17 protein-coding genes are annotated in these 18,297 nt (G+C 57.7%); 7 read left to right on the top strand and 10 right to left on the bottom strand.

Features of this window, described 5'->3' with window-relative positions; all coding sequences use genetic code 11:
- Positions 1–116 precede the first annotated feature (116 nt).
- The 4 genes from IV109_RS09355 to IV109_RS09340 all read right to left on the bottom strand — a co-directional run bounded on the left by IV109_RS09355 (position 117) and on the right by IV109_RS09340 (position 3,663).
- Positions 117–1,325: a branched-chain amino acid ABC transporter substrate-binding protein gene (locus IV109_RS09355; RefSeq protein WP_296695177.1), complete on the bottom strand. Its 1,209-nt coding sequence runs from the start codon at positions 1,323–1,325 to the stop codon at positions 117–119.
- Between the two features lie 126 nt (positions 1,326–1,451).
- Positions 1,452–1,772, bottom strand: a complete 321-nt coding sequence (locus IV109_RS09350; RefSeq protein WP_296695174.1) for a hypothetical protein — start codon at positions 1,770–1,772, stop codon at positions 1,452–1,454.
- Entirely contained in the window at positions 1,772–2,206 is a 435-nt protein-coding gene (locus IV109_RS09345) for a DNA polymerase III subunit chi (protein WP_296695730.1), read from the bottom strand. The genes IV109_RS09350 and IV109_RS09345 overlap by 1 nt, the downstream gene beginning before the upstream one ends.
- A 17-nt stretch (positions 2,207–2,223) precedes the next feature.
- A complete protein-coding gene (locus tag IV109_RS09340) occupies positions 2,224–3,663 on the bottom strand; it encodes a leucyl aminopeptidase (RefSeq protein WP_296695173.1) in 1,440 nt (479 codons plus the stop codon).
- A 23-nt stretch (positions 3,664–3,686) separates the two neighbouring features.
- Between IV109_RS09340 and lptF the strand changes: the two genes are divergently transcribed.
- The 5 genes from lptF to IV109_RS09315 all read left to right on the top strand — a co-directional run bounded on the left by lptF (position 3,687) and on the right by IV109_RS09315 (position 8,452).
- A complete protein-coding gene (lptF, locus tag IV109_RS09335; protein ID WP_296695171.1) occupies positions 3,687–4,799 on the top strand; it encodes an LPS export ABC transporter permease LptF in 1,113 nt (370 codons plus the stop codon).
- Positions 4,796–5,902, top strand: a complete 1,107-nt coding sequence (lptG, locus tag IV109_RS09330; protein ID WP_296695169.1) for an LPS export ABC transporter permease LptG — start codon at positions 4,796–4,798, stop codon at positions 5,900–5,902. Before lptF ends, lptG begins: the two co-directional genes overlap by 4 nt.
- A 5-nt stretch (positions 5,903–5,907) precedes the next feature.
- Positions 5,908–6,279, top strand: a complete 372-nt coding sequence (locus tag IV109_RS09325; RefSeq protein WP_296695167.1) for a CbiX/SirB N-terminal domain-containing protein — start codon at positions 5,908–5,910, stop codon at positions 6,277–6,279.
- Positions 6,280–6,344: 65 nt separating this feature from the next.
- Positions 6,345–7,298, top strand: coding sequence for a CysB family HTH-type transcriptional regulator (locus tag IV109_RS09320; RefSeq protein ID WP_296695165.1), 954 nt, complete (start codon positions 6,345–6,347; stop codon positions 7,296–7,298).
- A complete protein-coding gene (locus IV109_RS09315; RefSeq protein WP_296695162.1) occupies positions 7,295–8,452 on the top strand; it encodes a pyridoxal phosphate-dependent aminotransferase in 1,158 nt (385 codons plus the stop codon). The genes IV109_RS09320 and IV109_RS09315 overlap by 4 nt, the downstream gene beginning before the upstream one ends.
- Before the next feature lie 9 nt (positions 8,453–8,461).
- Here the strand turns inward: IV109_RS09315 and IV109_RS09310 are convergent, their stop codons facing one another.
- Together IV109_RS09310 and hrpA are read right to left on the bottom strand one after the other, a co-directional pair.
- On the bottom strand, positions 8,462–9,445 hold the full coding sequence (locus IV109_RS09310; RefSeq protein WP_296695160.1) for a tripartite tricarboxylate transporter substrate binding protein: 984 nt from the start codon (positions 9,443–9,445) through the stop codon (positions 8,462–8,464).
- Positions 9,446–9,570: 125 nt separating this feature from the next.
- On the bottom strand, positions 9,571–13,485 hold the full coding sequence (gene hrpA, locus IV109_RS09305; RefSeq protein WP_296695158.1) for an ATP-dependent RNA helicase HrpA: 3,915 nt from the start codon (positions 13,483–13,485) through the stop codon (positions 9,571–9,573).
- A 61-nt stretch (positions 13,486–13,546) separates the two neighbouring features.
- On the opposite strand from hrpA, the gene argA reads away from it, so the two are divergent.
- Entirely contained in the window at positions 13,547–14,896 is a 1,350-nt protein-coding gene (argA, locus tag IV109_RS09300) for an amino-acid N-acetyltransferase (RefSeq protein WP_296695157.1), read from the top strand.
- A 46-nt stretch (positions 14,897–14,942) separates the two neighbouring features.
- Here argA and IV109_RS09295 read toward each other — a convergent pair whose 3' ends face one another.
- From IV109_RS09295 to IV109_RS09280, 4 genes are all read right to left on the bottom strand, one after another.
- Positions 14,943–16,502, bottom strand: a complete 1,560-nt coding sequence (locus tag IV109_RS09295; RefSeq protein ID WP_296695155.1) for a methyl-accepting chemotaxis protein — start codon at positions 16,500–16,502, stop codon at positions 14,943–14,945.
- 264 nt (positions 16,503–16,766) lie between these two features.
- Entirely contained in the window at positions 16,767–17,285 is a 519-nt protein-coding gene (locus IV109_RS09290) for a disulfide bond formation protein B (RefSeq protein WP_296695152.1), read from the bottom strand.
- 4 nt (positions 17,286–17,289) lie between these two features.
- The gene (locus tag IV109_RS09285) at positions 17,290–17,520 is read right to left on the bottom strand and encodes a hypothetical protein (RefSeq protein WP_296695151.1); all 231 of its coding nucleotides are present in this window, start codon (positions 17,518–17,520) and stop codon (positions 17,290–17,292) included.
- A gap of 10 nt (positions 17,521–17,530) precedes the next feature.
- Positions 17,531–17,860 carry a hypothetical protein gene (locus tag IV109_RS09280; RefSeq protein ID WP_296695148.1) on the bottom strand — a complete coding sequence of 110 codons (330 nt, stop codon included), beginning with the start codon at positions 17,858–17,860 and terminating at the stop codon, positions 17,531–17,533.
- A 130-nt stretch (positions 17,861–17,990) separates the two neighbouring features.
- Between IV109_RS09280 and IV109_RS09275 the strand changes: the two genes are divergently transcribed.
- Positions 17,991–18,263: an oxidative damage protection protein gene (locus IV109_RS09275; protein ID WP_296695145.1), complete on the top strand. Its 273-nt coding sequence runs from the start codon at positions 17,991–17,993 to the stop codon at positions 18,261–18,263.
- The last annotated feature ends 34 nt before the right edge of the window (positions 18,264–18,297 follow it).

Genomic DNA, 18,297 nt, shown 5'->3' with positions numbered 1-18,297 from the left:
TCTACCCGAGCTACTGCACGCATTTTCCTCACAACGCAGATTGCCCCAACAAAAAAGCCACCCGGAGGTGGCCTTCTTGTCGGATAGCGCCCAGGGCGCCATCGCTTTGGTCTCTGTTAGCGAATAACTGCGAGATCCACGGCCTTGCCAGCACGGTAAGTTCGCAGGGTCAGTGCACCACCCTTGATATCACCCTTTTCATCAAACCCGATAGGGCCTGTGACGCCCGGATGGTTGGCCGTCTGCGCGAGAACTGGCAAATACTTGGCGGGGTCGGCAGAGTCGGCCTTGACCATCGCAGCCACCATCACATTGACTGCGTCATACACATAAGGGGCATAGAGTTTGACGTCATCGCCAAACTTGGTCTTGAACTTGGCCTTGAAGGCGTCCATGCCCGCCTTTTGCTGGCCCTCAACACCGCCAGCCTCAGCGCAGTAGACCTGGTCATCAGCCAGGGCATCGCCCGCGAGCTTAGGCAACTCACTGGTGCAGATGCCGTCGCCGCCCATGAACTTGGCATTGAGGCCCAGAGACTTCATTTGTTTCAGCATGGGGCCCGCCACGGTGTCCATACCGCCGAAGAACACGACATCAGGCTTTTTGCCTTTGATGGAGGTCAGGATGGAACTGAAATCCGTAGCCTTGTCGTTGGTGAACTCCTTGGCGATCACTTTGCCACCCGCGCCTTCAACAGCTTTGGTGAACTCTTCGGCCACGCCCTGGCCATAGGCCGTGCGGTCGTCGATCACGGCAATGGATTTGCCTTTGAGTGTTGTGACGGCGTACTTGCCGAGGTTGCTGCCCAAGTGAACGTCGTCCGCTACAACGCGAAATGCGGTTTTGAAACCCTGGCGCGTGTATTTGGGATTGGTTGCCGAAGGAGAGATTTGGGGAATGCCAGCGTCGCTGTACAGCTTGGAGGCGGGGATGGTCGTACCAGAGTTCAAATGGCCGATCACACCAGCCACCTTGGCGTCGACCAGCTTTTGAGCAACAGCAGTACCTTGCTTGGGATCGCCAGCGTCGTCTTCGGTCACCAATTCAAGGGTGACTTTTTTCCCACCGATCATCACGCCGGTTGCGTTGAGTTCTTCGATGGCCAACCGTGCGCCATACTCATTGTCTTTGCCCAAATGCGCAGACGCGCCACTGACGGGACCGACATGTCCGATCTTGATCACCGAAGCCGCAGGTGCTGCGGGCGCAGGCGCTGCCACAGGAGCTGACGCCGGTGCGGGAGCGGCCTCTTCTTTTTTTCCACACGCGACCAACAGAACCGCACCAGCGATCAGGGTCAAAGCACTCTTCACTTTGAATTGCATAAAAACTCCAGGTTGATAAATCAGAGAATCCAAAACCGAATTTGGCGACGCCAAACCGTTAACGATAACGCAATTTATGAGACTTCATCGCACCAGCACAGAAATACCAGGCGTGATCAATACGGCTCATTGGTCCGGATTGGGAAGACTGGGCCCCGGCGCCAGAACTTCAGAGAGGGCGTGTCTCACGACGCTCTCCAGTTCTTCTCTTAGGCCTGCACTAATTAACTGCAGTTGTTCAGCCATCCGCGACCGAATCAGCGCTTCGGCCTCGTCACTGATGCGGCGTTCGATCACCCGGTCTACGCGCTCCATGACCAATGAGACAGTGGCCTCGAGGTCTGGCTGAGTCGACGGCGTGGCCTTGACCAAACTGGAAGGATGCACCACTTCGGTCAAAGTCGGCAGAAAACGGGGAAGATTGCGTGGTGGGGTATTCGTGTTCATCACTGCGAGGGTTTCAAATTCAAATCATGGCGCGTGATCGCATAGCCGCGGTCCGCATAGTGTTTCCAGCGGGTTCGGGCGAATTGCCGGTCTTCGTCATCCAGGGTGACCACCTCAATGACGCGCTCAAAGCGTTCAAAGCCACCTGGTACTGCCTTCCCGAGGTTCACCAGGACCTGAAAATGCGGCGCAGATTCAGTGGATGTCATCAACATGACGGGCGACGCAGCCGCAACGGAAGGTTCGCTCTCCAAATAGCAGTGCGGTACAAAGTCGACGGGTGAGAAGGTCCACAGGGCTGCATCGAGTTGGCGCAGCGTGTCTGGCGAGCCTGTCACCACCAGCTGGGCACCACTGCTGACGGCCTTGCGCAACAAACGACAAGCGTAGGCCACCCGATCGGGGGCGTTGAAATGAAAGGCGACCTCGGTCACAGGCAAGACTGTTTTGCTTACTTGGACGAGGCCAGCAGGTATGCCAGCAACAGCGCAACCGGACGACCTGTTGCGCCTTTGGCTGCCCCACTTTTCCAGGCTGTTCCGGCAATGTCCAGATGGGCCCAGGGATACTTTGAAGTGAAGCGCTGCAAAAATTTGGCAGCCGTGATGGAGCCTGCGGCACGCCCGGCCACGTTGGCGACATCGGCAAAATTGGTTTTCAGACCTTCCGCGTAATCGTCGTCCAAGGGCATGCGCCAGCACAAGTCAAGAGACGACTCACCCGCCGACACAAGGGCCGCCGCCAGGTCGTCATGGGTCGAAAAAAGTCCGCTGCGCACAGCGCCCAATGCAATGACGCATGCGCCAGTCAGTGTGGCGATATCCACCACGGCACGGGGCTTGAAGCGCTCCGCATAGGTCAATGCATCGCACAAAACCAGCCGTCCCTCGGCATCGGTATTGAGAATTTCAATGGTTTGCCCACTCATGCTCGTGACCACGTCGCCTGGTTTGACTGCCCGGCCATTGATCAGGTTTTCACAGGACGGAATCAGGCCCACCACGTTGATGGCAGGCTGCAGTTCCGCCAGAGCCCGAAAAACGCCCAACACGCTGGCCGCGCCTGACATGTCAAACTTCATCTCGTCCATCTCGGGCGCTGGCTTGATGGAAATACCGCCGCTGTCAAAGGTAATGCCTTTACCGACCAATACGGTGGGCGCCTGGGTCTTTGCGGCACCGTCGTAGCGCAGCACAATAAAGCGCAGGGGTTCATCCGAACCTTGGGCCACAGCCATGAAAGAACCCATCCCCAACTTGGCCACTTCTTTGGGGCCCAGCACTTCGCATTTGATTTTTGGGAACTTCGCCAGCGATCGGGCGGCCCCTCCCAGAAGTGACGGCGTGGCATGGTTTGCAGGACGATTGGCCCACTCTTTGGCAAACTCAATACCTTTCACGGAGGCGACGACCTGGTCAAAAACCGGTCGGAACTTGACGGCATTGGGCATGCCAAGGAGCACCCGCTGGATCACCCTGCCCTCGGGCCTGGATTTTGTCGTGGTGAAGACGTAGCTCGCGTCGGCCACCGCCATCACTGCAGCGCGGACAGCCTCGTCCTTGGGCAGGGAGGCAAAGCAGATGACCAGCTTCTTGAGACTGCCCGCCTTGAGCGCTGCCACCGCAGTGGCCACAGCCTGGCGTACATCTTTGGCAGCCCCATCGCCGACCCCTGCCAATACGACACGGGAGCAGGCCATGCCGGTCGGGCGGTAAATCGCCAGCGACTTCCCTGCCTTGTAGTCCAGATCACCTGCCTTCAATACCTGTGCAACAAGCCCTGATAAAGCGTCTTTTCCCGGTTTGAAAGACTGACTTAGCAGCACAATCAGGGCATCGCATTTTTCATTGGCTGCGCCCAGGGAATCAATTGTCTTCAGTTCAAAGTTCATAATTCAGGTTTTCCTTTCCGCTGATGTTATTCCATTCCTCCATTCGCAAGGAGCTGGCGCGCAGTTTTGGGGCCACCCTGATCGTGCTGGCGACGGTTGTCATGACCATGACGCTGATACGTACGCTCGGCCAGGCCTCGCGTGGCAGCTTCAATCCGTCCGACGTGATGCTGGTCATGGGCTATACCGTGCTTGCCTACATGCCGACGATTCTGACCATGAGCCTGTTCATTGCCATCATTGCCAGCATGTCACGCATGTACCGCGACAGTGAAATGGTGATCTGGTTTGCCAGTGGCCGTGGTTTGTCCGGGTTTCTGGGCCCGTTGTTCCGGTTTGCCTGGCCGGTGTTGCTGGTGGTGATGGCACTGGCACTGTTTGTCCTGCCCTGGTCCAACCAGCGGATAGAAAACATGAAGGACCAGTATGAAAAGCGCGGGGACATTGAGCGCATCGAACCGGGCCAATTTCAAGAGTCAGTTGGAGGCAAGCGCGTGTTCTTCGTCGAAAAGAACACACCGGGGCAGCAGTCCGGCAACAATGTCTTTATTGCGACGACGGAATACGGGAAGGAAACCATCACCTCGGCCCGCAGTGGCCGCATTCAGAGCCTGAATGGGGACCGATTCTTGATGCTCAGCAACGGCCAGCGTCTGGAAAGCACTATTGGCAAGCAGGATCTAAAGATCAGCGAGTTCGAGGAGTATGGCACCAAGGTGGGTGTGGATATTCTGGGCGGAACAGACTATGTGCCGGTCAACACCCGCCCCACGATTGAATTGATTCGGACAGCGACGCCGCACAACTTGGCAGAGCTGTCCTGGCGCATCGGTCTGATTTTGGCCGCCATCAATTTCGTGATCATTGCCATCGCTGTGTCCAGCGTCAATCCGCGGGTGGGCCGAAGTGCAAACCTGGTCTTTTCCCTGTTTGCATTCGTGATTTATTACAACATGCTCAATCTCGGCCAGAGCTGGATCGTGTCGGGCAAAGTGACGTTCGCCGGGTTTTTGCTGGCCTTGCATGGGGGGGCGCTGGTGCTGGGCCTGTTCTGGCTTGCCAAGGGTCACAATAACTGGCACTGGCGCACCTTGACGGGTTCGCGGTCTGCCCTGTTGCGGAGGTCCAGGACGTGAAAACCATCCGACGTCTGATTTACGGCGAAGTGCTGTCTGCGGTTACCTTTGTCACCTTGGGCTTTCTTTCCCTGTTTTTCTTTTTTGATTTCGTCGAAGAGATACAGGCGCTTGGCCGACATGCGGCGGCGGGCTATCGGCTCATCCACGCGCTGGCCTTTGTCACGCTGATGATTCCGAGTCATCTGTATGAACTGCTGCCCATTGCCGTCCTCATCGGTACTATTTTTGTCATGGCACGCTTGGCCCAAAGCTCGGAATACACCATTTTGCGGACCAGCGGACTCGGCCCCTGGCGCGCCTTGAAAACACTCTTGCTCCTGGGCTTGGGATTTGTGCTGCTGACCTTTGCCATTGGTGACTACATATCCCCCGCCGCAGACCGGACCGGGCAACTTTTGAAAGCCCGCTATCAGGGACGGCTCACGGTCGGTCAAACCGGCGCCTGGTTAAAGGAAAAGCAGCGTTACGCCCAGTATGCGGTGAATGTCAACGCGCTGGAGTCCGATGGCAGCATGCGCGGGGTCCGGGTCTACGAATTCGACAACCAGGGATTCCTGATGTCCATGACGCAATCGCAGACGGCAGTTTTTGGCCGGGATGACTCCTGGACGCTGCAAAGCGTGGACCGGACCGAATTCCCCGCACGAGGCACCGATACCGCCCGCATCGACCGGCAACACCTTGACAGCTTGCGATGGCCGAACCAGATCAGCTCGGAGATGGTTTCTGCCGCGGTACTCAAACCGGAGCGCATGAGTACGATCGACCTGTTTCAGTATATCCAGCACCTGCAGGCCAACGCGCAGACGGCACAACGCTATGAAATCGAGTTCTGGAAAAAAGTCTTCTACCCCTTGAGTTGCCTGGTGATGGTGGTGTTGGCCCTGCCTTTTGCCTACCTGCACTTTCGCTCAGGCGGCATCGCAACCTATGTGTTTGGCGGAGTGATGGCGGGCATCAGCTTCTTCCTGCTCAACAATGTTTTTGGCTATATTGGCAACATGCAAAACTGGCAACCCTGGTTGACCGCAGCACTACCGGGCATGATTTATTCCCTGTTATCCCTGACGGCGTTTGGGTGGCTGGTGTTGAGGCGATGACGGCTATGCGCTCCGAAATTTTGCGTGGCACGATCCTGTTCGCACATGGATCACGTGACCCCTTGTGGAGCAAGCCCATTGAGGCCGTGGCTCATCGCATACAAACTATGTCCCCCGAAGTTCAGGTGCGCTGCGCCTACCTTGAACTGATGGCGCCGGATCTGCCCTCCAGCGTGGCCGATGTTGCGGCACTGGGCGTCACCCGCATCACAATAGTTCCGATGTTTCTGGGCGTTGGCAAGCATGCGCGGGAAGATTTGCCCTTGCTGGTGGACGCACTCCGGTTGAGCCACCCGCAAATTGCGTTTGACTTGAGAGCGGCAATTGGCGAGGCTCCTCAAATGATCGAACTCATGGCTCAAATGGCGCTGTCGTGAAGCGGTTTCGCCGATTCAATATACAACCAAGGCATAATAAAATTATTCTTTAGTTGAATTTTGATATGAATTTACACCAATTTCGCTTTGTCCAAGAGGCGGCACGCCGCAATCTGAATTTGACCGAAGCCGCCAAGGCATTGCACACCTCGCAGCCCGGCGTTTCCAAAGCCATCATCGAGCTGGAAGAGGAGTTGGGCATCGAGATTTTTGTGCGACATGGCAAACGCCTTAAACGCATCACCGAACCAGGACAACATGTCTTGAAGAGCATCGAGCTGATCATGCGCGAGGTTGGCAATCTCAAACGTATTGGTGAGCAGTACAGCGCCGAAGACAGCGGCACGCTGTCCATTGCAACCACCCACACCCAGGCGCGCTATGTGCTGCCCGAGCCCGTGGCGAAGCTGCGCGAAGCCTATCCCAAGGTCAATGTCAGCCTGCACCAGGGCTCGCCCGAACAGGTGGCTCGCATGCTGATTGACGAAGTGGCGGAGATTGGCGTAGCCACCGAGTCCCTGGCAGGCTATTCGGAACTGGTGACCCTGCCCTGCTATGAATGGCAGCACGTGCTGGTTCTGCCCCTGGGCCACCCCTTGTGCCTGAAGGAACACATCACGCTGGAGGACATTGCGCATGAGCCCTTGATTACCTACCACCCCGCCTATACCGGTCGTACCAAGATCGACCACGCGTTTGCCCTGCGCAAACTGGAGCCCCGCATCGCACTGGAAGCGATCGATTCGGACGTGATTAAAACCTATGTCCGCCTGGGCCTGGGTGTGGGCATCGCTGCTGAAATGGCGGTGCGTGATGTTGTGGAAGAAGGTATGAAGAGTGATCTGGTGGTACGTCCGGCGGGTCATTTGTTTGGCCAGAATGTGACCCGGGTCGCGTTCAAACGTGGTGCCTACCTGCGCAACTTTGTCTACAAGTTTGCCGAATTGCTGAGTGACCGCCTGAGCCGCGATCTGGTCGCCCGCGCCATGACCGGCCATGTCAACGACTACGAGTTATGAACCCACAAACGCCCCCCCTGACATCCAGACTGCCCAATGTGGGCACCACGATCTTCACCGTCATGTCCACGCTGGCGGCGGAAAAAAATGCCGTCAATCTCGGACAGGGTTTTCCCGACTTCAACTGCGATCCCAAATTGGTGGATGTGGTGACGGATGCAATGAAGCAAGGTCTCAACCAGTACCCGCCCATGACAGGTGTGCCGGTGCTGCGGGACGCCATTGCTGCGAAGGTCAAGGCCCTTTATGGCCACCAGTACAACGCCGCGAATGAAATCACCGTGACTGCCGGGGCCACCCAGGCCATCATCACTATTATTTTGGCTGTGGTGCACGCAGGTGACGAAGTCATCGTGCTGGAGCCCTGCTACGACAGCTACGTTCCCAACATCGAACTCGCCGGAGGTATACCGGTGCGAGTGCCCCTGACGCCAGGCACCTTCCGCCCCGACTTTGACAAGATTGCCGCCGCCATCACATCGAAAACCCGTGCGATCCTGATCAACTCGCCTCACAACCCCAGCGGCACGGTCTGGACCGCTGCGGACATGCTGCGCCTGCAAGAAATTCTCGCACCCACCAATGTTTTGCTGATCAGCGACGAGGTCTATGAACATATGGTGTTTGACAGCCAGCAGCACCAAAGTGCGGCGCGTTTCCCCGGTCTGGCTGCCCGTGCTTTCATTGTTTCCAGCTTTGGGAAAACCTACCACGTGACGGGCTGGAAAGTGGGCTACGTGGCCGCACCCGCTGCCTTGACGTCCGAGTTTCGCAAAGTACACCAGTTCAACGTGTTCACCGTCAATACCCCGGTGCAATACGGGCTGGCGACTTACATGAGCGATGCCAAGCCCTACCTGGAGCTGCCGGCGTTTTACCAACGCAAGCGGGATCTGTTTCGGGAAGGCCTCAAGCAAACCAAATTCAAGCTGCTGCCAAGCGAAGGCACCTACTTCCAGTGCGTGGATATCTCGGAGGTGAGCGATCTGGGGGAAACGGAATTCTGCAAATGGCTGACCTCGGAGATCGGCGTGGCCGCCATCCCGCTGTCAGCTTTTTACGGCAACGGATTTGACCAGCGCGTGGTGCGGTTCTGCTTTGCCAAAAAAGACGAGACGCTGCATGCAGCGCTCGCCCGGTTGGCCGCACTGTAGCGCGCTGAATCAGCCCTTGTTTGCCAAGCCCAGCCGCTCGATGGTGGCTTTCTCCGCAACAAAGCTGTCGCGGGCGAACTTGGTGTAGGTTTCGGTGTTCATGTAGATCACGGATTGGTCGTATTTCTCGAACACCGCCAACACCGCGGGGTCTTCAATCGCTTTCTTGAAGGCATCGTGCAGAGTGCGGGTGATGGCGGGGTCCATGCCCTTGGGGCCGCACACGCCAAAAGGCGAATCCGAGACCGTTTGGTAACCCAACTCGTCCAGCGTGGGCACCTGCGCCCAGCGTTTGGTTCGTTTGCTGCCATAGGTGGCCAGCAAGCGCAGCTTGCCCGACTCCACATGAGGGCCCCAACCGGTTGCATCGCTGGCACCCATGACGTGGCCACCCAACACCGCCTGCATGTTGTCGGCATTGCCCTTGAAAGGCACGTGGGTCAGCTTGATGCCGGCACGTTGCGCAAACTCTTCCACGGCCAGATGCGGACTGGTACCCGTGCCGGTAGAACCGTAGGTGAATTTCTCCGGGTTAGCTTTGGCATAGGCCACCAGGTCCTTGATGGACTTGATGGGCGAATCACTGGGCACCACCAGTCCGAAGGTGTAGCCTGTCAGGCAGGCGATCCAGGTGAAATCCTTGAGCGGATCGAACTGCGTTTTTTGCATGTGCGGTACGCGAAAAACGCCATGAGGCAATTGCGACACGGTATAGCCATCGGGTTTGGCGTTGACCAGTTCATTGGCGCCCAGCAAGCCGGCAGCGCCGGGTTTGTTGTCCACCACGATGGACTGTCCCAGGGTCTTGCTCGCGCTCAAGGCCAGCGCTCGGATGACCGCATCGGTAGAGCCACCCGCAGGCCAGGGGCAAATGTAACGGATGGGTTTGGTTGGGAACGCAGGTGCTTGCGCCAGCGAAGGCAGCGCCATGCTGCCCAAGGCAGCGGTCGTGCCGGCCATGAACGTGCGACGGTTTGTGTTTGTCTGGGCCATTGTGTCTCCTGATAGCTTCTAAGAAATATTGCCGATAGGTGGCAGTCGCGAGCTTAGCAGCAAGCCGTACCGCATGTTGTCACCACGGGGAGAAAGGCCACAAAAACCGGGCGCACAAGACCGGATCAACTGTTCAACTGCCCCCACGCCTTCTCCAGCCGCTTCACACTCACCGGTTGTGGTGTGCGCAACTCCTGTGCAAAGAAGCTCACGCGCAACTCTTCCAGCAACCAGCGGAATTCCTGCATGCGCTCGTCGCTCACACCTTTGCGCTCGGCCACCAAGCGCCAGTAGCGCTGCTCCAGCGGACGCAGTTCGGTCATGCGTGCGGCGTCGCGAGCCGGGTCGGCGCGGTATTTGTCCAACCGCGCGGTGATCGCCTTGAGGTAGCGGGCGAAGTACTGCAGCGGCCCCCAGGGGGACAGCGTGAGAAAGCGCTTGGGCATCAGGCGCGCCAACTGCTGGGCCGCGTCTGCGGTGGCCTCCGGTGCGTTCTTGGTGTCCTTGATCTTGCGGGCGGCTGCCGCGTACTCGGTCAGGATGGTGGCGGCCAGACGCGCCACTTCGTTGGCGATCAGGGTCAGGCGCCCCCTGCCCTCCTCCACCCGGCGTTTGAAATCAAATTCATTGGTGGGTAAAGGATCCAGCAGAAAAGCCCGGTCGAGTGCCACGGCGATGATCTGCTCTCGCAGTTCCTCAATGGTGCCGCCACCGGAACCATCCGGGCTCTTGCCCACCTGCATAAAGGTGACCGCCATTTTCTGCAGATCGGGAATGTTTTTTTCCAGGTACTTGAGCGCGTCCTTGATTTGCAGGGAAAACAGGCGACGCAATCCGGCGCGGTGTTTGGCAGCGGCCACATCGGGCTCATCGAACACCTCGATCGTGACCGCATCGCCCGCATCGATCAAACCCGGGTAGCCAATCAGGGTTTGACCACCTTTCTGGATTTCGAGCAGCTCGGGCAATTCACCAAAAGTCCACGCGGTGTGACGCTGGCCCACCGGGCTTGCTGAATTTGCTGCGTTTTTTATAGCTTCTTTTGTAGAAGATACGCGGGCCACGGGCTGATTTTCCTTGGAAATAGGCAGCGCAGCGGCATCCTTGGCCAGCTTCAATCCCGCCAGAGCCTGGAAGGCACCACGGGCCTGCGCGCCGAGCTCGGCTTTCAGGGCCCCCAGGTTGCGGCCGGTGCCGAGCTGGCGACCATGCTCGTCTACCACCCGGAAGTTCATGAAAAAATGCGGGCTGAGCATGTCCACCTTGATATCGGCGCGAACGACGTCAATCGAGGTGGCCGCGCGTACCAGCTTCAGCAGCGCGTCCAGCAGGGCGCCCTGACCAAAAGCCTCCGGAGCGTTCAGCAGCTCGGTCATCCGGGAGGCCGTCTCGGGCAAAGGCACCAGCCGCGAGCGCGGACGCTGATGCAGGGTCTTGAGCAGCGCCTGTACCTTTTCCCTGAGCATGCCGGGCACCAGCCACTCGCAGCGCTCCTCATTCACCTGATTCAGCACAAACAGCGGCACGGTCACGGTCAGGCCGTCCTTGGCATCACCTGGTTCATGCAGGTAAGTTGCAGCGCAGTCGACACCACCCAGGCGGATCGTTTTGGGGAAGGACTGGGTGGTGATGCCAGCGGCTTCGTGGCGCATCAGCTCTTCGCGCGTCAATAGCAACAGTTTGGGTTGTTTCTTGATTTCCTCACGGTACCAGTTCTCAAAGCTGTAGCCGCTGCACACGTCGGAAGGCAGTTGCTGGTCGTAGAACGCAAAGATCAGTTCTTCGTCCACCAGGACATCCTGGCGGCGTGCCTTGTGCTCCAGGTCCTCCACCTGTTTGATGAGCTTCTGATTGGCTTCCAGAAACGGCAACTTGGTTTCCCACTGACCATCGACCAGGGCCTGGCGAATGAAGATTTCCCGCGCCGACACCCTATCCACCCGGCTGAAGTTCACCTTGCGCCCGCTGTAGATGACGATGCCGTACAAGGTGGCCCGCTCGAGCGCGGTCACCTCAGCCGCCTTTTTTTCCCAATGCGGGTCAAGCAATTGTTTTTTCAGCAGATGGCCTGCCACCTGCTCCAGCCATTGCGGCTCGACGTTCGCAATGCCGCGGCCAAACAGCCGCGTGGTTTCCACCAGTTCGGCGGCGACGATCCAGCGGCCTGGCTTCTTGGCCAGATGCGCACCGGGATGGGCATAAAACTTGATGCCACGTGCGCCGAGATACTCACCCGAGGCGCCTTCGGTTTCCAGTTTGCAGCCGATGTTGCCCAGCAGACCGGACAGCATGGACAGGTGCAGCTGCTCGTAGTTGGCAGGCAAGGTGTTGAGCCGCCATTTGTGCTCGGCCACCACGGTGTGCAATTGCGAATGGATGTCACGCCACTCGCGCACGCGGCGGATGTTGACAAAGTTCTGGCGCAGCAGTTGCTCGTACTGGCGGTTGCTCAGTTTGTGTGAAGCACCGGCATCGTGCGAACCACCGCGTGCATCGTGAATCCACTTCCACAGCTTCAGGTAACCACTGAATTCACTTTTCTCGTCATCAAACTTGACATGTGCCTGGTCGGCTTGCTGCTGTGCCTCCATCGGGCGATCCCGGACATCCTGCACCGACAAGGCTGAGGCAATCACCAGCACTTCATCCAAAGCGCCCCGACTGCGTGCCTCCAGAATCATGCGGCCCACGCGCGGGTCCAGCGGCAATTTGGCCAACTCCTGGCCCATGGCCGTCAATTCATTGGCATCGTCCACCGCACCCAACTCGTTGAGAAGCTGGTAGCCATCGGCAATGGCGCGACCCGAGGGGCGCTCAATGAACGGGAACTCCTCGACGATGCCCAGGTGCAGCGACTTCATCCGCAAAATCACGCCGGCCAGCGAACTGCGCAGGATTTCGGGATCGGTAAAGCGCGGTCGGCCATTGAACTCTTTTTCGTCATAGAGCCGTATGCAAATGCCGTTGGCCACCCGGCCGCATCGACCGGCACGCTGGTTGGCCGAACTCTGGCTGATGGGCTCGACCAGCAACTGCTCCACCTTGCTCCTGAAACTGTAGCGCTTCATGCGCGCGGTACCTGCGTCAATGACGTAACGGATGCCCGGCACCGTCAAGGAGGTTTCTGCCACGTTGGTGGCCAGCACAATGCGCCGCCCGGTATGGCCGTCAAAAATCCGGTCCTGTTCGGCCTGACTCAAACGCGCGAAAAGTGGCAGCACCTCGGCGTTGCGGAACAGCGGCTGATGGCTCAGGTGTTTGCGCAAATGGTCCGCTGCCTCGCGAATTTCGCGCTCGCCGGGCAGAAACACCAAAATGTCGCCGCTGTTATGCACATCGCGCCACAGTTCATCCACGCCGTCGGCGATGGCCGAGTTCAGGTCGTACTCACGCGACTCTTCAAACGGTCGATAACGCTGCTCTACTGGAAACATCCGGCCCGACACCATGATGACGGGCGCAGGTCCGTTGCGCGAGGCAAAGTGGTCGGCAAAACGTTGCGCGTCAATGGTGGCCGAAGTCACCACAATTTTCAGATCGGGCCGACGCGGCAGAATCTGGCGCAGGTAGCCCAGCAGAAAATCGATGTTCAGACTGCGCTCGTGCGCCTCGTCGATGATGATGGTGTCGTAAGCCTTGAGCAACGGGTCGGTTTGCGTCTCCGCCAGCAAGATGCCGTCGGTCATCAGCTTGACGGACGCGTCACGGCCAAGCCGGTCCTGAAACCGGACCTTGAAGCCCACCACATCCCCCAAAGGCGTCTTGAGCTCTTCGGCAATGCGCTTGGCCACGCTGCTGGCCGCAATGCGCCGCGGCTGGGTGTGGCCGATCAATTTGCCCTTGCCCGGCGGATAGTTCAGCTTGCCGCGCCCCATGGCCAGCGCGATCTTGGGCAACTGGGTGGTCTTGCCCGAGCCGGTTTCCCCGCAAACGATGATGACCTGGTGCTTCTCCATCGCGGCCATGATCTCGTCGCGTTTACCCGACACGGGCAGGGATTGCGGAAACTCGATTTGGAGGGGCTGGGCAGTCAAGGTCATAACTTCGTAGAGAATCGGGGATTATCCCAGCCCACGCACCGAAAAACCGAACCCCGACCGCATGTCCTCTGTTTTCAACTTCACCTTTGTGCCCTGGTTTCGTTCAGTGGCGCCCTACATCCACAAGTTTCGCAATCAGACTTTTGTGGTGGGTATTGCTGGCGAAGCCATCGCCGCCGGCAAACTGCACCATTTGGCGCAAGATCTGGCCATGATCCAGAGCATGGGCGTGAAAGTGGTGCTGGTGCATGGCTTTCGTCCTCAGGTGAACGAGCAGCTCAAAGCCAAGGGCCATATTCCCAAATATTCCCACGGCATTCGGATTACCGATGAGGTGGCGCTGGATTGCGCTCAGGAAGCCGCAGGGCAATTACGCTACGAGATCGAAGCGGCTTTCAGCCAGGGCCTGCCCAACACGCCCATGGCCGACTCTACAGTGCGGGTTATTTCTGGCAACTTCATTACCGCGCGACCGGTCGGTATTGTGGACGGGGTGGATTTCCAGCATTCAGGGCTTGTGCGCAAGGTGGACACCGCCGGCATCATGCGCACACTGGACTTTGGCGCGATGGTGCTCCTGTCGCCTTTTGGTTTCTCTCCCACCGGCGAGGCCTTCAACCTGACCATGGAAGAAGTGGCGACCTCGGTGGCCACGGCCCTGCAGGCCGACAAGCTGATTTTCGTCACGGAAATTCCAGGCATTCGCATGCGCGCTACCGAACCCGCCAGCGACGACAACCCCATCGATACCGAGTTGCCCTTGGCCGCAGCCGAGAAGCTGCTGGCGGAGTTACCCGCAGCCAATCAGCCCACGGATACGGCGTTCTACCTGCAACACTGCGTCAAAGCCTGCAAAAATGGCGTGGAACGCAGCCACATCATTCCATTTGCCATAGATGGCTCCATCCTCTTGGAGGTGTATGTGCACGACGGCATCGGCACCATGGTCGTGGATGAAAAGCTGGAAAGCCTGCGCGAGGCCACGGTGGACGATGTGGGCGGCATCCTGCAGCTGATCGAGCCGTTTGAGAAGGACGGCACCCTCGTCAAGCGCAGCCGTACCGAGATCGAGCGTGACGTTGGCACCTACACGGTTATTGAGCACGACGGCGTGATTTTCGCCTGTGCAGCGCTCTACCCCTACCCGGAAGCGCGTACGGCTGAGATGGCGGCCCTGACAGTTTCGCCCCAGGTGCAGGGACAAGGTGACGGTGAACGGGTCCTGAAACGCGTGGAACAACGCGCCAAGGCCGCCGGGTTGGACAGTATTTTTGTATTGACCACACGCACCACCCATTGGTTTCTCAAGCGGGGGTTTGTGCTGGTTGACCCGGAATGGCTGCCTGAGGCGCGCAAACGCAAATACAACTGGGATCGCAAAAGCCAGGTTTTGGTCAAAAAATTATCATGAGCCCGTGTGCATTTCAGGCCCGGCGCCAGCGCGCAACCAGCCTGTATTAGGCCACCAGCTTGAACACTGCAACCGTCTCCACCAAGTCAAGTGCCTGTGATTTCAGACTGGACGCGGCGGCGGCCATTTCCTCCACCAGCGCGGCATTTTGCTGAGTGGCCTGATCCATCTGCGTAACGGCTTCACCCACCTGTGCCACGCCAGAGCTCTGCTCTGAACTTGCCGCGCTGATCTCACCCATGATGTCAGTCACGCGTCGGATGCTACTGACCACCTCGCTCATGGTGGCACCAGCCTGATTCACCAAATTTGAGCCCTGCTCCACTCGCGCCACGCTGTCATCAATCAAATGCTTGATTTCTTTTGCTGCTTCGGCACTGCGACCCGCCAGGGACCGCACCTCCGAAGCAACTACAGCAAAGCCACGGCCTTGCTCCCCCGCTCTTGCAGCCTCTACTGCGGCATTCAAGGCAAGGATATTGGTCTGGAAAGCAATTCCGTCAATGACACTTATGATGTCGGCAATCTTGCGCGAGCTTTCGTTAATACCCTTCATGGTGTCAACCACCCGCGCCACCACATCGCCGCCCTTAACGGCCACCGTGCTGGCGCTTTGCGCCAAGTGATTGGCTTGTCGGGCATTGTCGGCATTCTGTTTTACCGTAGAACCAAGTTCCTCCATGGAGGCGGCGGTTTCCTCCAGCGCGCTGGCCTGGCTTTCTGTACGGGCGGACAAGTCCTGATTACCCTGGGCGATTTCGGCGCTGGCAGTCGCCACTGACTCGCTACCCTCCCGGACATGGGCCACTATGCTCGCTACGTTGTCGCGCATGGCCCTGATCCCATGCATGATGCTGGAGTCGTCACCAGGCTTGAGGGCAATATCGATGCTCAGATCACCTTGCGCCATGCGATGCGTGATGGCGTTGGCATCGCCAGGTTCTCCACCCAGTTGTCTCACGATGCTACGCGTGATGAGCAGGCCAATACCCAACAAAACCACGGCCAGCACCAGTGCACCAAAGCCCGACTTCATAGCCCTCGACACAATTGCCGATTCAACCGTGTCAATGTAAACGCCTGATCCGATCACCCAACCCCAAGGTACAAAGCTTTTGACGTGGGACACCTTTTGAACCGGCGTATCGCTACCCGGCTTGGGCCACATGTAGGAAACATCGCCAGCACCGCTGGCTTGCACTGTCTTGACAAACTCCACGAACAACTGCTTGCCCGTTGGGTCCTTATTGTCAGTGAGGTCCTTGCCATCCAGTTCGGGCTTGATCGGGTGCATCACCATTTTGGGATGCATGTCGTTCACCCAGAAATATTCGGTGGCGTTGTAACGCAGGGGCTTGAGGGCGGCCAAGGCACGTTGCTTGGCTTCATCCTCAGTCATCTTGCCCTTTATGGCCTGATCGTGGAAATGGACGATCAGACCATGTGCAACGTCCACGGCTTGCCGGACACTGGCCTGGCGCTCCTGCAAGAGCATGCTGCGTTCGGTAATCATGAAGAAGGCCAGCAGGATGGCCAAGCCAACGATTGCACTTGTGATCAGCAATGCCAGACGCTTGGCGACGCTGTAGGAAACCAGTCGAAACATAATGTCTCTCCTTTTGTGTAAGCCGGTGATCGCACGACCATGCGCGAGGCAAGTATGGATTTCGACCTGTTTCCATCTTCACAAAATACATGAACGCACAAGGTCACCATTAGAGACTGTGCGCGTCAATGAAGAGAGATTCTGGACCGATTTATGACCAATCCAGACAATATCAGTCAGTGATTATTCTAGAAACAGATAAACCTGAGCACAAGCCTGCGAAACAGAAATTTGGGGAACGAGGGTAATCAAACGATGCGCCGCTCAATTCCTGCGAAAGCACCGCTCAAGCAGAAGCAGCGAAAGCAGGCCAATTGCAACAAAACACAAGAACGACCAATTGGCGATGGAGCCGCCCAAAAACGTCCAGTCGACCTTGCTGCAGTCACCACCGCCTTTGAAAATCATGGGAATTGCGCGCTGCAACGGAAATGTTTCGATCATTCCGTAAAAATCGCGACCGCAACTGGCCACCTCCGGCGGATACCACTGCAGCCAGCTTTGCCGGGCGGCCACAAAAGCACCGAAACCTGCCGTCGCCAACAACAGAAGCGCACCGCCGATGTGCAGGCCTTTCTTGTCCGCAGCTCCGCTCAAGCCTGCAATGATAGCTACCAAAAATAGAGCATACCGCTGCACGATGCACATGGGACAAGGCTCCAGCCCCACCACATGCTGCAAATACAGGCCAAACGCCAGCAGCGCCACACAAAGCGCACTGACAAGCGAGAACACGCGGCGAGGAGAGTTATCCAGCCACCCTGTCACAACCTGAAAAACCATGGGATCAGCCAGCGGCCTCGTCCAGCGCCTTGCACGAAGGCGAGCACACGGCCTGGGACTTGCCGAGTATCTTGCGCGAGATCATTTGAGACCTCGGCCTATGCTTGCCGCATAGAAAACAGGACATCGTAGCTGCGCCAAACGACGTTGCTGCCGTGAAGGGTGAACCCGATACTTTGGATTTGTAACGCAGGCCATCAGCCAGCATTTTCGTTTTAGTGTCTGCTTTTGCCATAGCTCACATCTTACTTCGACTGGGCCATGGCCCGTCTGATTACGGCTTTCGCCTCATTTTCTGCTGCCAGAGACTGATCAAGCGAGGAGCGACACAGGCCCGCCAACTCATAGTTGATGTTCTCGTAAAGCTCAGCAGCAGCCGGATAATTGTCCAGCAATGCGCCCAAAGCGGTTCCCGCTATGACATCACCGAATTCGTTCACCAGATGCATCACCACCGAGCGATATTGCTCGGCACCCACCGGCACACTGCTGTGCTCAAGGCGTTCAAGCAAATCAGCCAACACATGGGTGATGGCCAGATTTTCCTTTGTAGGCAATGGTTTGGTCGTGTTCATGTCTTCGATTTGGTGCCATTCTGCAGAATTTCAAGCATTCAAATGCGCGGACCTGACCCTTTCCGGACAGCGGCTTGTGAAAGCTTGATAAAGTCGCCCCTCTGACAAAAGATTTAGTAAAAGGCTTCAAATGGCACGCACTGTGAACTGCATCAAGCTCGGCAAGGAAGCCGAAGGTCTGGACTTCCCTCCCTATCCCGGCGAGTTGGGCAAACGCATTTGGGAAAGCGTCAGCAAGGAAGCTTGGGCTGCCTGGCTCAAGCACCAGACCATGCTGGTCAACGAAAACCGGCTTAACCTGGGTGATGCCCGGGCCCGTCAGTACTTGGCACGGCAGATGGAAAACCACTTTTTTGGCGATGGTGCCGACGCGGCACAAGGCTACGTTCCCCCCAACCCGTGAAACACCGGGCATAAGGCCGAACCAGCGGAAAATA

It is taken from the genome of Rhodoferax sp., from assembly GCF_018780565.1.
In the GTDB taxonomy this organism is placed as follows: Bacteria; Pseudomonadota; Gammaproteobacteria; order Burkholderiales; family Burkholderiaceae_C; genus Rhodoferax.
This window is presented reverse-complemented; position numbering and strand designations above follow the sequence as displayed.

Coding starts and splice junctions, on each gene's coding strand:
- IV109_RS09350 (WP_296695174.1), bottom strand. CDS start 1,772: ATGAACACGAATACCCCACCACGCAATCTTCCCCGTTTTCTGCCGACT.
- IV109_RS09290 (WP_296695152.1), bottom strand. CDS start 17,285: ATGGTTTTTCAGGTTGTGACAGGGTGGCTGGATAACTCTCCTCGCCGC.
- IV109_RS09340 (WP_296695173.1), bottom strand. CDS start 3,663: ATGAACTTTGAACTGAAGACAATTGATTCCCTGGGCGCAGCCAATGAA.
- IV109_RS09355 (WP_296695177.1), bottom strand. CDS start 1,325: ATGCAATTCAAAGTGAAGAGTGCTTTGACCCTGATCGCTGGTGCGGTT.
- argA (WP_296695157.1), top strand. CDS start 13,547: ATGTCCTCTGTTTTCAACTTCACCTTTGTGCCCTGGTTTCGTTCAGTG.
- IV109_RS09325 (WP_296695167.1), top strand. CDS start 5,908: ATGCGCTCCGAAATTTTGCGTGGCACGATCCTGTTCGCACATGGATCA.
- lptF (WP_296695171.1), top strand. CDS start 3,687: ATGTTATTCCATTCCTCCATTCGCAAGGAGCTGGCGCGCAGTTTTGGG.
- IV109_RS09310 (WP_296695160.1), bottom strand. CDS start 9,445: ATGGCCCAGACAAACACAAACCGTCGCACGTTCATGGCCGGCACGACC.
- IV109_RS09295 (WP_296695155.1), bottom strand. CDS start 16,502: ATGTTTCGACTGGTTTCCTACAGCGTCGCCAAGCGTCTGGCATTGCTG.
- IV109_RS09320 (WP_296695165.1), top strand. CDS start 6,345: ATGAATTTACACCAATTTCGCTTTGTCCAAGAGGCGGCACGCCGCAAT.
- hrpA (WP_296695158.1), bottom strand. CDS start 13,485: ATGACCTTGACTGCCCAGCCCCTCCAAATCGAGTTTCCGCAATCCCTG.
- IV109_RS09315 (WP_296695162.1), top strand. CDS start 7,295: ATGAACCCACAAACGCCCCCCCTGACATCCAGACTGCCCAATGTGGGC.
- IV109_RS09275 (WP_296695145.1), top strand. CDS start 17,991: ATGGCACGCACTGTGAACTGCATCAAGCTCGGCAAGGAAGCCGAAGGT.
- IV109_RS09280 (WP_296695148.1), bottom strand. CDS start 17,860: ATGAACACGACCAAACCATTGCCTACAAAGGAAAATCTGGCCATCACC.
- IV109_RS09285 (WP_296695151.1), bottom strand. CDS start 17,520: ATGGCAAAAGCAGACACTAAAACGAAAATGCTGGCTGATGGCCTGCGT.